This window comes from Citrobacter sp. TBCS-15, from assembly GCF_005280815.1.
Taxonomy (GTDB): domain Bacteria; phylum Pseudomonadota; class Gammaproteobacteria; order Enterobacterales; family Enterobacteriaceae; genus Citrobacter; species Citrobacter werkmanii.
This window is the reverse complement of sequence record NZ_SZWK01000102.1, coordinates 517205-530829: the sequence shown is the minus strand read 5'-3', so window position 1 is coordinate 530829 and position 13625 is coordinate 517205. Positions and strand designations below refer to the sequence as shown.

The 13625-nt window shown below is 52.6% G+C and carries 12 protein-coding genes; 7 read left to right on the top strand and 5 right to left on the bottom strand.

From position 1 onward, the window contains the following. Positions 1–192: 192 nt before the first annotated feature. The gene (gene pykF / locus FDW96_RS09320; RefSeq protein ID WP_006684766.1) at positions 193–1605 is read right to left on the bottom strand and encodes a pyruvate kinase PykF; all 1413 of its coding nucleotides are present in this window, start codon (positions 1603–1605) and stop codon (positions 193–195) included. Positions 1606–1612: 7 nt separating this feature from the next. After that, complete coding sequence (locus tag FDW96_RS25415) at positions 1613–1807, bottom strand: hypothetical protein (protein ID WP_249357174.1); 195 nt, start codon at positions 1805–1807, stop codon at positions 1613–1615. Positions 1808–2182: 375 nt separating this feature from the next. Between FDW96_RS25415 and FDW96_RS09315 the strand changes: the two genes are divergently transcribed. From FDW96_RS09315 to FDW96_RS09305, 3 genes are read left to right on the top strand one after another with little or no spacing between them, the layout of a single operon-like run. After that, complete coding sequence (locus tag FDW96_RS09315) at positions 2183–3205, top strand: methionine ABC transporter ATP-binding protein (RefSeq protein ID WP_042308749.1); 1023 nt, start codon at positions 2183–2185, stop codon at positions 3203–3205. Beyond that, a complete protein-coding gene (locus tag FDW96_RS09310; RefSeq protein WP_042308747.1) occupies positions 3198–3866 on the top strand; it encodes a methionine ABC transporter permease in 669 nt (222 codons plus the stop codon). Before FDW96_RS09315 ends, FDW96_RS09310 begins: the two co-directional genes overlap by 8 nt. Before the next feature lie 21 nt (positions 3867–3887). After that, the gene (locus FDW96_RS09305) at positions 3888–4700 is read left to right on the top strand and encodes a MetQ/NlpA family ABC transporter substrate-binding protein (RefSeq protein WP_003029358.1); all 813 of its coding nucleotides are present in this window, start codon (positions 3888–3890) and stop codon (positions 4698–4700) included. 78 nt (positions 4701–4778) lie between these two features. On the opposite strand, the gene ttrA is transcribed toward FDW96_RS09305, so the two are convergent. From ttrA to ttrB, 3 genes are read right to left on the bottom strand one after another with little or no spacing between them, the layout of a single operon-like run. Beyond that, entirely contained in the window at positions 4779–7844 is a 3066-nt protein-coding gene (ttrA, locus tag FDW96_RS09300; RefSeq protein ID WP_137365579.1) for a tetrathionate reductase subunit TtrA, read from the bottom strand. Next, positions 7837–8859: a tetrathionate reductase subunit TtrC gene (ttrC, locus tag FDW96_RS09295; protein WP_137365578.1), complete on the bottom strand. Its 1023-nt coding sequence runs from the start codon at positions 8857–8859 to the stop codon at positions 7837–7839. Before ttrC ends, ttrA begins: the two co-directional genes overlap by 8 nt. Further along, entirely contained in the window at positions 8860–9594 is a 735-nt protein-coding gene (gene ttrB, locus FDW96_RS09290) for a tetrathionate reductase subunit TtrB (RefSeq protein WP_042308740.1), read from the bottom strand. 227 nt (positions 9595–9821) lie between these two features. Here ttrB and ttrS point away from each other — a divergent pair, with 227 nt between their 5' ends. The 4 genes from ttrS (at position 9822) to FDW96_RS09270 (ending at position 13518) form a co-directional block, all read left to right on the top strand. Beyond that, the gene (ttrS, locus tag FDW96_RS09285) at positions 9822–11555 is read left to right on the top strand and encodes a tetrathionate respiration histidine kinase TtrS (protein ID WP_137365686.1); all 1734 of its coding nucleotides are present in this window, start codon (positions 9822–9824) and stop codon (positions 11553–11555) included. Further along, positions 11530–12114 (top strand): tetrathionate respiration response regulator TtrR, encoded by a 585-nt coding sequence (ttrR, locus tag FDW96_RS09280; RefSeq protein WP_137365577.1) that lies wholly within the window; start codon positions 11530–11532, stop codon positions 12112–12114. Before ttrS ends, ttrR begins: the two co-directional genes overlap by 26 nt. 92 nt (positions 12115–12206) lie before the next feature. After that, a complete protein-coding gene (fumD, locus tag FDW96_RS09275; protein ID WP_003029345.1) occupies positions 12207–12416 on the top strand; it encodes a fumarate hydratase FumD in 210 nt (69 codons plus the stop codon). Between the two features lie 475 nt (positions 12417–12891). Beyond that, positions 12892–13518 carry a ferredoxin-like protein gene (locus FDW96_RS09270; protein ID WP_038640293.1) on the top strand — a complete coding sequence of 209 codons (627 nt, stop codon included), beginning with the start codon at positions 12892–12894 and terminating at the stop codon, positions 13516–13518. Positions 13519–13625 lie beyond the last annotated feature (107 nt).

Sequence of the window (13625 nt, the reverse complement as noted above, 5' to 3'; positions counted from 1 at the left end):
AAGAAGCATCGAATTGTGCAAAAACGGCTAAAAAACCGAGTGAAAACAGAAAGCTTCCATCGGATTCATCTTAGATAATCACGGATTGGATAGTGAAATCCGATTTGATTTTTTATTAATTGTGGCTATCGATAAAATAAAAAAAGCGCCACGAGGGCGCTTTTTTAAGCAAATTAATTCGCGGTGGAATTATTACAGTACGTGAACGGATGCAGTGTTGGTCGTGCCGCTTGGAACCAGCGCGCCAGAAACCATAACCACAACGTCACCTTTCTGCGCCAGACCGCTCTCCAGAGCAACTTCTTTGCCCAGACGGTAGAAATCATCGGTAGAGCTGATTTCTTTGACAACCTGAGCCACAACGCCTTTGCTCAGCACCAGTTGACGCGCGGTAGTTTCGTTGGTGGTCAGCGCCAGGATGGTGGCATCCGGGAAGTATTTACGCACTGCACGAGCAGATTTACCGCCCTGGGTTGCAACCACGATCAGCGGAGCATCCAGTTTTTCTGCAGTTTCAACCGCGCCACGGCAAACGGCTTCGGTGATGCGCAGTTTACGGCTGTCGTTGTTGAAATCCAGACGGCTGGTCATTACACGGTCGGTACGTTCGCAGATGGTCGCCATGATGGTGACCGCTTCCAGCGGGTATTTACCTTTTGCGGATTCGCCAGACAGCATGACTGCATCAGTGCCGTCGAGGATGGCGTTAGCTACGTCGCCAGCTTCAGCGCGGGTAGGGCGCGGATTTTTGATCATGGAGTCCAGCATCTGGGTCGCAGTGATAACGACTTTACGTGCGCGGATACATTTCTCGATGATCATCTTCTGCGCGAAGATAACTTCTTCAACCGGGATCTCAACGCCCATGTCGCCACGAGCAACCATGATGCCGTCAGAGGCTTCGAGGATTTCGTCGAAGTTGTTCAGGCCTTCCTGGTTTTCGATTTTGGAGATGATCTGGATGTTTTCGCCGCCGTGCGCCTTCAGGTGCTCGCGGATTTCAACCACGTCAGAACGTTTACGGATAAAGGATGCCGCAACGAAGTCAACGCCCTGTTCGCAACCGAAAATCAGGTCCTGTTTGTCTTTTTCAGCCAGTGCTGGCAGCGCGATAGAAACGCCCGGCAGGTTAACGCCTTTGTTTTCGCCCAGGTCGCCGTTGTTCAGCACCTTACAGATAACTTTGTTACCTTCGATAGCGGTAACTTCCATGCCGATCAGGCCGTCGTCAACCAGTACAGTGTTGCCAACGGACAAGTCTTTCGTGAAGCCTTCATAAGTCACAGCAACGATTTCGCTGTTGCCGACAACGGATTTGTCGGTGGTGAAGGTGAAGGTCTGGCCTGCTTTCAGAGAAACGTCGTTGCCGCCTTCCAGTTTAATGGTACGAATTTCCGGACCTTTGGTGTCGAGCAGAATGGCAGCTTTTTTGCCGGTTTTGCTCATCACGTTGCGCAAATTCTTGATGCGCTGACCGTGTTCTGCGTAATCGCCATGAGAGAAGTTCAGACGCATGACGTTCATGCCCGCGTCCAGCATTTTGGTTAACATCTCTTCGGATTCGGTTTTCGGACCGATGGTGCAAACAATTTTCGTCTTTTTCATGACAGTCTTAGTCTTTAAGTTGAGAAGGATTGGGAAATCTGGCTCCCATCGCGCACGGACGGGAAGCTAAACCTGAGTTACGAAAGTGGTGATGTCTCGCTCTAAGGATAGGTGACATCGAAAGAGCGTGCAGAGGAATATGTGCTTGCGTTTCAGCCCAACGGGAAGGTGAGTTTTGTAGTCGTTGAGTTTTACAGGTCAATGTGCTGAAACCATTCAAGAGACAATTGGCGCGCATTATACGCTGAATTTTATCTAAAAGGAAAATGGAAACGCTGTTTCAAAACACTTCTGTGCAGTTTGACAAAAAATATTCATTAATTTGTTCATCGGTATGGATAAAGGCGTTGAGCACAGAAGTAATTTGTTGCGCAACAAACTGCGTTTGCCGTCCCAAATAAGCAGATTTATACGGGTGTTTTCAATGTTGAGAACATATTCCTAAAAATTATATCAAATACGTTTTAATTCATTCTAAAAGCCAATTTCACTCATTACACTCGTTTGGACATCCATACTGCTAAACAGCTAAAGGCGCTAGCAGGATAACTAAAACAGCAGCGGATACCCAAACGACATGATTGTCCTGAAAAATATTTCAAAAGTGTTTACGCCAGGCAGGCTTGCTATTACCGCTGTCGATAACGTCAATCTGACGGTTGAGCAGGGGCAGATTTACGGAATTATTGGTTACAGTGGGGCGGGTAAGAGCACCTTAATTCGCTTGCTTAATGGTCTGGAAAAGCCGACCTCGGGCAGTGTGACGATTAACGGCCACGATATCTCTGCCGCCCGCGGAGAATCTCTGCGCCAGGCGCGACTGAAAATCAGTATGGTGTTCCAGCATTTCAACTTACTGTGGTCGCGCACGGTTAGCGAAAATATTGCTTTCTCTATGCAAATCGCGGGGGCGCCAAAGGCGTCCATCAAAGCGCGGGTTGCCGAACTGATTACGCTGGTTGGGTTGAGTGGTCGCGAGAATGCTTATCCGTCCCAGCTCAGCGGCGGACAAAAACAGCGGGTGGGCATTGCCCGCGCACTGGCGAACAACCCTGACGTACTGCTGTGCGACGAAGCCACCTCCGCGCTGGATCCGCAAACCACCGATCAGATCCTTGATTTACTGCTCGATATTAATCGTCGCTTCAAATTAACCATTGTGTTGATCACCCATGAAATGCACGTGGTTCGCAAAATCTGCGACCGTGTGGCGGTGATGGAGAACGGCAAAGTCGTTGAAGAAGGTGACGTGCTCAGCGTCTTTACCCATCCGCAGCAGCCGATTACCCGACAATTCGTTCGTCAGGTGAGCCAATACGCCGAAGAAGACGAGTTCAACCCACAACTGGCAAGCGAACTGGGCGGCGTGGTGATCAAGCTAACGTTTACCGGGCAACGCACCCACCGTCCTGTGGTCGGAGAATTGACCCTGCGCTACGGCCTGCCGTTTAACATTTTGCACGGCAAGATGACGCAAACCGCACACGGCGTGTTTGGTCAGCTATGGGTGCACGTTGTGGCTACCGGAGAGCAACTGAGCAATATTCTGGCCGACCTGCGCCATAGCGACATTGAAGGTGAGGTGATTCAACATGGCTGAAGAACTGTTCCCCCATCTGAAATGGGATCAATTATTCGCAGCAACGCAGGAAACGCTCTATATGACAGCGCTTTCTGGCGTGGCGACCTTTGTTCTTGGCGTCGCCCTTGGCCTGGCGCTGTTTCTGACCGCACGCGGTGCATTGTTCCAAAACCGCGCCGTGTATAGCGCGATTTCGCTGGTGGTGAATATCTTCCGTTCGATCCCGTTCATCATTTTGATCGTGCTACTGATCCCGTTTACCAAAGCGATGGTTGGCACCATTCTCGGCGCCAATGCTGCATTGCCTGCGCTGATCGTGGGGGCCGCGCCGTTTTATGCGCGTCTGGTCGAAATTGCCCTGCGTGAAGTCGATAAAGGCGTTATTGAAGCGACACGTTCGATGGGCGCGCGTCTGAGTACGCTTATTTTTCGGGTTTTACTGCCGGAATCTTCTCCCGCTCTGGTGTCCGGGATCACCGTGACGCTGATTGCGCTGGTTAGTTACAGCGCGATGGCGGGAGTCATTGGTGCCGGGGGTTTAGGGAATTTGGCCTATCTGGAAGGATTCCAGCGCAACCACAGCGACGTCACGCTGGTGGCGACGGTGACGATTCTGCTCATCGTCTTCATCATCCAGCTTTGCGGCGATGTGATCACCTCTCTGTTAGATAAACGCTAATAAAATACGGATACCATTATCATGAAAAAATCACTGACATTACTCGCCGCAGCAACCTTAAGCGCCCTTAGTTTCGCCTCCTGGGCTGATACGCTAACCGTTGGCGCATCAAACGTACCGCATGCGGAGATCCTTGAGCAGGCCAAACCGATTCTGGCAAAGCAGGGGATCGACCTGGAAATTAAACCGTTCCAGGATTACATCCTGCCGAATACCGCGCTGGCTGGCCGTGAGATTGACGCTAACTACTTCCAGCATATTCCGTATCTGAACAGCGTGATTAAAGATCATGCAGGCGATAAAACCTACGACTTCGTCAGCGCCGGAGCGATCCACATTGAGCCGATTGGTATCTATTCGAAGAAGGTGAAATCACTTAAAGATCTGCCGGAAGGTGGTAAGGTGATCATGCGCGATGCGGTATCTGAGGAAGGCCGTATTCTGTCGATTTTCGAAAAAGAGGGTGTGATCAAGCTGAAGCCGGGGGTGGATAAAGTTACCGCGCGCATTAGCGACATCGTGGAAAACCCGAAAAAACTGAAGTTCCTGCCTAACGTGGAAGCGGCGCTGTTACCGCAGATGTACAATAACGACGAAGGCGATGCGGTGGTGATTAACGCGAACTATGCTATCGATGCGGGGCTGGATCCGGTGAAAGATCCGATTGCCGTCGAAAGCGGTGAAAACAACCCGTATGCCAACATCATTACCGTACATCGTGGCGATGAGAAGAAAAAGGATATTGTGGCGCTGGTAGACGTACTGCATTCAAAAGAGATTCAGGACTGGATCCGCACGAAATACAAAGGCGCGGTGATCCCGGTAAATAACTGATCCGCTTCTTGCCTTATCCGGCCTACAACGTCCTGTAGGCCGGATAAAACGCGTTAGCGTTGCCACCCGACGCGAAAGTTACACTCGCTCAATTCTTGCCGGCAGCCCCTGGCGTACCGCCGCACCCGACACCCAGTCAAGCCAGGTATTGGTTACCTGCCGGGTAGGATCCGCAAAGCCAAGATCGTTAAGATTAATTCCCGACCTTATCTGCGCGTCAAATGGCATCGGCTCGCCGTCGAGCGTATGCTGCGCCGCGCCCATTTCTTTATGTCCATAGCCATGTTCAATGGCGATAACTCCCGGCATCACGCCATGCAGCAGGCTTATTTGCGCCTGAACCTGACCGCCAGGCGTGGTGATACGTACCGTATCGCCATGTGCTAAACCGTACCGCTTACCATCCTGCGGGTTGAGCGCGACCAGATTAACCGGCTTCAGATGATGCAGGCGCGGGATCACCGCCGTGGCGCTGGACATGGTATTGGATTTAAAGGAGATCAATTTCAGTGGCCATTCTTGTTCCGGGAACAACTCCTCGACCGTACGTCCATCCGACAGGCGAGAAGGATACCAGGCCGGGCAGCCGCTGTAGCGTTCTCCGGTTATCGCATGGCGGTGCGCGGCGACATTCGCATTCCAGATTTGCAACGGTTTTTCCCACGCATTGCCGACGCGATTCTCCACCCGGCCACTGCTGGCTGGAGCGAAACGCCCACCGCGTGAATACACAAATGCCACCCGGCTGGCTTCATCGGCTTTCAGCGTTTGCGTTATCACCGGCATGATCCGTTGCACCCCAGTCAAGGCAATGTCTTCCGGCTGAGCCTCCGGGACCGGTGCTTTGCCCATAAACGCAATATTGGCGGCGAGGCGCAGATAATAATCTTCCGCTCGATTTAACGGATACTGATTGCCTTGCGGGTCGGTAATCGCATTATCACCAAAACCAGGCAAGCCAATGCGTTTCGCTACCGCAATACAGAAAGATTCCATTGAAGCCGGTTGACCGTCAGCGGTACTGCTGGTTGCGGCTCTGACCACGGGCCAGCGAGCGGTGGTAGCTTTGCTGGCGACACCCGCCCACGGGGCGCTGAATCCCCAGCTTTCAAAGTTATGGGTATCCGGCACGATGTAATCTGCCAGCGCCGTGGTTTCGTTCATAAAGGCATCAATGGCGATAAATAGCGGCAAACGCGCAGGATCTTTAAGCTTCTCCTCCGCCACTCCGCGCAACCCTGCGATGCCGTAAAACGGGTTGGTCATGTTGGAGATCCAGGCTTTTAGCGGATAAGGGTAGCCTTCGAGTGCAGAGACAAGAAGCTCAGTAAGTTGACCGGCCACAAACGGATACCACGGGGCTTTTGCCGGGAAGGGTGATTGGCCGGCGGCCACTTTATTGCGATACTCTTCGGAAGACTCATACGCGGTTTTACTGCGTGCGATGCTTAATCCCTTTGGTTTAATCTTCCCGGCGAAACTGTCCATGTTGTAGCGTGGTCCATCGGTGGCGCCATTGAACTTACCGCCGCCGACAAACACGCCGCCTTCAAGACTCAGGTTGCCAATCAGCGCATTGAGCATCATCACCGACCAGGCGTTATAAAATCCATTGCCTGCCATCATACCACCGTGGGAGATCACCGCCGCTTTGCGTCCATGACGAGTAAACGCATCGGCCAGGGCGCCGATGTCTGCTTCAGACACGCCGCACTGCTGGCTGTATTGCGCCAGCGTTAGTTTTTCGGCGGATTCTTTCAGGCACTGGAGGCTGCTTTTTACCGTTACTGTCTGACCGTCTGCCAGCGTGACTTCGCGGGTGACAAACAACTGCGCGCGTGGGCAACCGCTGGCAGCGACAATATCACCGGCCTCGTTAACGACCACCGGCTCCTGGGCGGCGTTTGCGTTCAGATGCGCGAGGGTTAAATGCTGTCCGGCAAGATTTGGGATCTCATCGGTAATCACCAGATGCGTGGCGTTGCTCCAGCTTTTTTCTCCGGCCTGCTGCATGGCCTGCACGCCGGGAATGGCGAGATAATCGGCGTTATAGCGTTGTTTTTCGATTATCCAGCGGATCATACCCATCGCCAGTGCGGAGTCGCTTCCCGGACGCACGGGCTGCCAGCGGCCGCGATCGTCAGCCAGTACCGTGGTTAATGGCAGGGCTGGCGCTACCACCACATAGCGGAAGTCGTCGCGTAAACGGGCGCTGGCGAGCTGGCGAGCCTGGCGCTTAAACGGGTTACCGGATTGCGCTGGAGAGGTTCCCATAAACAGCGCGAACTCGACATTATCCCAATCGGGTTTCACGTGGGTGTTTTTATCCAGATCCCCCATTAGCGCACCAGAACCGGCTCGATAGGCCAGGCCGCAGTAAGCGCCATGTGCGCCGAAGTTTTTACTGCCGAAACTGTTCAGCGCGAAGCGACGTAAAAACGTATCACGTCCTTCATCGCTGGTATTGGTGACCAGCAACTGATTGGATTTTGGCCCAAAGCTGGGATGTCTGGCATCAAGCGGTGTATGGGGATCGTGAATAGCCCGCAGGCCGTCAACATGGCCCTCACCAAACAGATCGCCGCCTTCCACCACTTCTTTGATCAATTGTTCGAAGCTGATGCGCTGCCATTTTCCCTCACCGCGTTTGCCAACGCGTTTCATGGGCTGCAGAATGCGCAGTGGACTGTACAAACCTTCAAGTAATGTTGCGCCACGAGCGCAGGCGGTGGAGCGCGCATCCAGACCCGACTCGCCCGCCAGTTGCGCCATTGCCGTGGCAAAGGGGACAGAGGCGTCAATATGGTGCTCGTGAGATAATGGATGATAGGGGTTACCGGCAATGCGCAGCACTTTGCCTTGTTCACTATCAACCCGGACTCGCACACCGCATTGTGTCCAGCAACCAAAACACTGCGTCATTGAGATCACCTGCTGCGGATTCTGCTGCCATTGCGGCCTGGCATTGGCTTCAGGGATGAGCGCATTACCAAAGATGCGGTCGCGGGTAATTTTGCCGGAGGTACCGTCCAGCAAACCGTCCAGCGCGCGCTTTGCTACATCCCGATAACTCAGACCAAACGTCACCATGCCACCTACAGCAAGACCGACTTTAAGCCACTGACGACGGGTTAAATTAGCCATGTTGCATTCTCCTTGCGATCGCGTTCAGGGCATCACGAACAATAATAATCAGTACTATCCACAGGCCGAAGGTGCCCACAATGGCCAGCCAGCCATCGGTACCGCCGGGCAGGGTGTAAGGATTAAACTGGGCGTTAAATTTCGGTACGGTCTGTACCTGGATGAGTAACGTCCAGCGCATCAGCCAGCACAACGCCATGGCGCTAAACGCCAGTAATATGTGCAGCGGCCGCGATAATGGAAAACGCAGCACCAGCCCGCAAAGGCCAAGCGAGATAAGCCATAGCGCAACCCAGCCGATGGCGTAGTGCCGTGCCGAAGAGGCGACATCCAGCCACTGGCGGATTGCTGAACCGGATAGCGTATTACTGCTCACCCAAATTGCCACCACGATAGCCAGCGCGCTCAAGGCGACAATTTGTCCCCACGCCAGTTTGCGCAGCAAAGATCCTTCACTTTTTGTTGCAGCGATGAGCAAGGCGAGGAACGTTTGCAGCGCGCTGAGGAACATTGCAACCGGAAAGGCGTAGCTGAACCAGACGGGACGCGCCTGCACCACCGACACTTCGCGACCGGTGTAAACCAGTAGTCCGATAGCAGACAAGGCGCTACCGACGGCCAACCATTTAGTTACACTGTAACTTTTAAGTGTTAACTGCTTAACGTGCTGTGCCAGAAACCACAGGCCCAGGAAGCCGGTAAACAGCGGTAAAAACAGTGCGCCCCATGGCATCCAGGACCATGGCGTCGGATAAGCATAAAAATGCCAGACGCGGGCGGTTTGGTGTAAATCAGCGGTCAGCGCCAACGGGGCGGTTATTGCACAGGTCATGGCGATCAACAGCGTCAGGTTTTCCAGTTCTGCCGTCTCTTGTTTACGCCAGTGCAGCACGCAGGCGAACAGCGCGGCGCAGGCAGCAATACCGATGAAAAAGAAATACTGTACGGCCCAGGGTAACCAGCTTACATGCTGTGGATGGGCCAGAACCTCTTCGATAATCAGTGAATGGTTCATTTAAACCTCCTGCCAGAGAGCGGGTTGAGCACGTCCCATTAACGGGGTGACAAACGCTTCATCCAGACCCAGATAAAACACGTGCGGTGATGTTCCGCTTTCGGGTTTCAGCACCTTGATGGCCTCATGGTGTTCGTGCAGCATTTGAGAAATCCGGCTGTGCGGATCTTTGATATCGCCAATGATACGTGCGCCGCCGACGCAGGATTCTACGCAGGCCGGGAGCAGGCCCGCTTCCAGGCGGTGTACGCAAAAAGTGCATTTATCGGCGGTTTGCGTTTCGTGGTTGATGAACCGCGCATCATATGGACAGGCCTGCACGCAGTAAGCGCAACCCACGCAGCGGGTGTTGTCGACGACTACGATGCCGTCTTCGCGTTGGAAGGTGGCCTGCACCGGACAAACGGGTACGCAAGGTGGATTATCGCAATGGTTGCACAGGCGCGGCAGCAGGACGTTGGTGACGCTTTGCTGGCCTGTCAACTGCACCTGATACTGGTTAACGAGGGTTCTGAAATCCCCCTGCGGCGTCTGGTTCTCAATGGCGCAACTGACGGTACAGGCCTGGCAGCCAATACAGCGTCGCAGGTCAATCAGCATGGCGTAGCGATGCTTGAGTGAGCCTTCATGGCGTTCAGGCGAGAAGGGGAATTGCGCCTGAGCCAGCGGAACCAGTGAAGCGCCAGCGGTCAGGACGCCCAGTTGCTGGAGAAACTGCCGTTTACTGCTGTCCATATTTTCTCCCGTCACGGTTCAACAACGAAACATTGGTCACGCCGTTGATTTGAGTGTGATGAATAAAGAATTCCAATGATTTACAGTGTAAAAATCGTGACGGGGGGTACTCTATTGTGGTTAACCACATACCCGGCTTGTTGTTGATCTAAAACAACATAATTGACAGGGATAATTGAGTGGGACGCAACGTAGTAAGATGCCTGACGGTGCTGGCGTCGCTGTGGATGCTAAGCGGCACGGTTGCGGCGCAGACATGGAACATTGGCGTGTTGGCAATGCGTGGGGAGATCTCCACACGTCAGCACTGGCAGCCGTTGGAAACCCTGTTGAATCAGCAAATTCCCGGTGAGCAGTTTCATATACAACCGTTGGACCTACGGCAGATGCAGGAGGCAGTGAATCGTGGCACGGTACAGTTTGTGGTCACCAATCCGGCGCAGTTTGTACAGCTAAACAGCCGTTCTGCGTTACGCTGGCTGGCGTCGTTACGTTCTACCCGTGGAGGCAAAGCCGCCAGTAACGTGATTGGCAGCGCGATTCTCGTCAGGCGCGATAGTGGGATCGCTTCCGCGCATGATCTGATCGGTAAAACGGTTGGCGCCATTGATGCTCAGGCTTTTGGCGGCTATTTGTTGGGGTATAAAGCACTTAGCGATGCTGGTCTGCGCCCGGAGCGCGATTTACGCCTGATGTTTACCGGTTTTCCTGCCGATGCCTTACTCTATCTATTACGCGAAAAAGCCGTGCAGGCGGTGATTGTGCCGGTGTGTCTGCTGGAAAACATGGATGAGGAAGGGCTCATTCATAAAACGGACTTTAGGGCTGTACTCAACCATCCAACCTCGATTCCCTGTTTAACCAGTACGCCACTGTATCCTGACTGGTCGTTTGCGGCACTGCCTGCAGTGAGCGACGAGTTGGCCGATCGCGTCACACGGGTGCTGTTCAATGCGCCGCAGAATGCAACGTTTCGCTGGGGAGCGCCTGCCTCAACACGCGAGGTAGAAGCGTTGCTGCGTGATGTCCGCCAGCATCCGCAGCAGCGCCAGCTTTGGCTGGACGTCAAAAGTTGGTTTATCCAGCACCGGCTCGCTATGGGGGCTGTGGCCGTTGTGCTGTTGCTGCTGACGCTCAATTATATCTGGGTGATGCTGCTGGTTCGTCGTCGCGGCAGGCAACTGGAGCGGAACAGCATTCTGCTGCGCAAACAAGAACAGGCGCTGGAAACCGCTCGCCAAATGAGTGTGCTTGGTGAGATGACCTCCGGGTTTGCCCACGAACTCAATCAGCCGCTGTCGGCTATCCGCCATTATGCGCAGGGCTGTTTGATCCGCCTACGCGGTCAGGATAAGCAGCATCCGTTGTTACCTGCGCTGGAGAACATTGATGCCCAGGCGCAGCGGGGGGCTGACACATTGCACAATCTGCGCCAGTGGGTCAGTCAGGCGCAGGGTAATCCGGTGATGACCGATGACTGGCGAGCCGTCAACGTGCATGATGCTATTCATCACGTCTGGCAATTATTGCGTATGCCCCAGCAATTTCCGGCGGTAGCGCTACAAGCTCAGGTAAATAAGACGTTAACGCTAACGCTGCCGAGCGTTCTGCTTGAGCAGATGCTGGCCAATCTGGTGCTTAATGCGGCCCAGGCAGGGGCAACCACGGTGTGGTTCAGCGCCCAGCGTGAGGATGGTGATGTGCGTATTTGGGTGCAAGATAACGCTGGCGGTATTGATGAGGCACAGTTGTACCAGGCTTTTCAGCCGTTTATGACCACCCGTAAAGAGGGCATGGGGCTGGGATTAGCCATTTGTCAGCGGCTGGTGCGTTACGCGAATGGAGAGATTGGGATCAAAAATCATCAGGCTCCTGATGAAAAAGCGGGCGTGGTGGTGACATTACATTTTAAGCAAAACCGGGAGGGAGGCCGTAGTGGCAATAATTCATCTGCTGGATGACGACATTGCCGTCACTCAGGCCTGTGCGTTTTTACTGGAAAGCCTGGGATACGAGGTATGTTGTTGGGATCAAGGCGAAACATTCCTCGCTGAGGCAAACCTGTATCAGGTCGGCGTACTGTTGCTGGATATGCGTATGCCGGTAATGGATGGGCGCGCTGTGCATGAAGCGATGCGCCAACGAGAAAGTACGTTGGCAGTGGTGTTCCTCACCGGGCATGGCGATGTGCCGATGGCGGTTGAACAAATGAAACGTGGCGCGGTCGATTTTTTGCAAAAGCCGGTGTCCGCCGAGCCGCTTCAGGCGGCGTTAGAGCATGCGTTGCAGATTTCTCACGCCGCCTTCTCGCGACAAGAGATCGTGGCCTGCTATCAGATGCTCACGCCAAAGGAACGAGAGTTGGCGCAACTGGTAGCAAAAGGGTTAATGAATCGGGAAATTGCTGACGCCATGAATATTGCGGTGCGTACGGTTGAAGTTCATCGCGCGCGGGTGATGGAAAAAATGCAGGCGCGGAGCCTTGCTGAGTTGGTAAACCGACTACAGCGGATCCAGTAGATTTATGACATTTGTTTGATTTTCATTGAATTTTGTCTAATTAGCCAGAGTGATATATGCTGTTGGTTTGAGTTAATGACGAGCGGGCAAATATGGGAAATCAGACCAAAGACGACGAGTTGTACCGTGAAATGTGCAGAGTAGTCGGTAAAGTAGTACTGGAAATGCGCGATCTGGGACAAGAGCCAAAGCATATCGTCATTGCAGGTGTGCTGAGAACCACCCTCGCCAACCAGCGTGTAAAGCGCAGTGAGCTAGAAAAACAAGCCATTGAGACCGTAATTAAAGCATTGGCCGGATAATCCATCAAAAGAGGAGGGTAGTTTCTTGCGCCATCCTCTTATTCTCGTCACGTTATTCTATCAATATATATAATTCAGGACCGCAATTAAAGAAACGCATCGCTGTATATTTTGTTGTATATCGATTGATATATAAAAATATATATGCGAGTAGAGTCACAAATATTTGCAAGCCATATGAAATGTTATTTCAACTTATCTTAATGATAATAAATCTCACTCCGCATTAATTATTTCCCTTCCGTTTTTTAATTGATGACGATCAAAACGACGATCCCTAAATAACCACATTATCTTTGTGCCTAACCCTAAAGGATTAGATTCATTCAGTTTAACCACCGTCATTTATACGATCAGGTTAGGGCAAATATTCACGTGTTGTTGGCAACATTAATGGCCGAATCGGCCGATCTGCGTGCAAAAATTAGCCTGGATGTGTTGCTGCTACTGCGTTTGCGAAGAGGATGCGAAATAAATGAACCAGGTTGATCGTCCATTTTTAGATTGTGGTTTAACGCGGCTGGAATTTTTACGTATATCCGGAAAGGGTCTGGCAGGACTGACCATTGCACCCGCGTTGTTATCACTTTTTGGTTGTAAGCAGGAAGATATCGACAGCGGTACAGTTGGCCTTATCAATACGCCGAAAGGGGTGCTGGTAACGCAGCGAGCACGCTGCACCGGTTGTCATCGCTGCGAAATTTCCTGTACCAATTATAACGATGGGGCCGTTGGCACCTTCTTTTCCCGCATCAAAATTCATCGTAATTACTTCTTTGGCGATGATGGCGTCGGGTCCGGTGGCGGACTGTATGGTGATTTAAACTATACCGCGGATACCTGCCGCCAATGCAAAGATCCGCAATGCATGAAGGTCTGCCCAATTGGCGCCATTACCTGGAAGCAGGAAGACGGCTGTATTGCCGTAGACCACAAACGTTGCATTGGCTGTAGCGCTTGTACCACAGCCTGCCCGTGGATGATGGCGACCGTTAACACAGAAACGAAAAAATCCTCAAAATGTGTGTTATGCGGGGAATGCGCCAATGCTTGTCCTACTGGGGCATTAAAAATTATCGAGTGGAAAGATATTACCGTTTGATAGAGGGCAGGCATGCCTGATACGCGTCATTAATTGCCAAAAATAGCGCAGTTTTGAATAAAAAACTGCCTGACGGGTATATCTATTAAACCTTCTTGCAAAGGAAA

Bases quoted from the DNA above. Each gene is read 5' to 3' on its own strand.
- ttrB (WP_042308740.1), bottom strand. From the start codon at position 9,594: ATGGACAGCAGTAAACGGCAGTTTCTCCAGCAACTGGGCGTCCTGACC.
- FDW96_RS09305 (WP_003029358.1), top strand. From the start codon at position 3,888: ATGAAAAAATCACTGACATTACTCGCCGCAGCAACCTTAAGCGCCCTT.
- FDW96_RS09310 (WP_042308747.1), top strand. From the start codon at position 3,198: ATGGCTGAAGAACTGTTCCCCCATCTGAAATGGGATCAATTATTCGCA.
- ttrS (WP_137365686.1), top strand. From the start codon at position 9,822: ATGCTAAGCGGCACGGTTGCGGCGCAGACATGGAACATTGGCGTGTTG.
- pykF (WP_006684766.1), bottom strand. From the start codon at position 1,605: ATGAAAAAGACGAAAATTGTTTGCACCATCGGTCCGAAAACCGAATCC.
- fumD (WP_003029345.1), top strand. From the start codon at position 12,207: ATGGGAAATCAGACCAAAGACGACGAGTTGTACCGTGAAATGTGCAGA.
- ttrC (WP_137365578.1), bottom strand. From the start codon at position 8,859: ATGAACCATTCACTGATTATCGAAGAGGTTCTGGCCCATCCACAGCAT.
- FDW96_RS09270 (WP_038640293.1), top strand. From the start codon at position 12,892: ATGAACCAGGTTGATCGTCCATTTTTAGATTGTGGTTTAACGCGGCTG.
- FDW96_RS09315 (WP_042308749.1), top strand. From the start codon at position 2,183: ATGATTGTCCTGAAAAATATTTCAAAAGTGTTTACGCCAGGCAGGCTT.
- ttrA (WP_137365579.1), bottom strand. From the start codon at position 7,844: ATGGCTAATTTAACCCGTCGTCAGTGGCTTAAAGTCGGTCTTGCTGTA.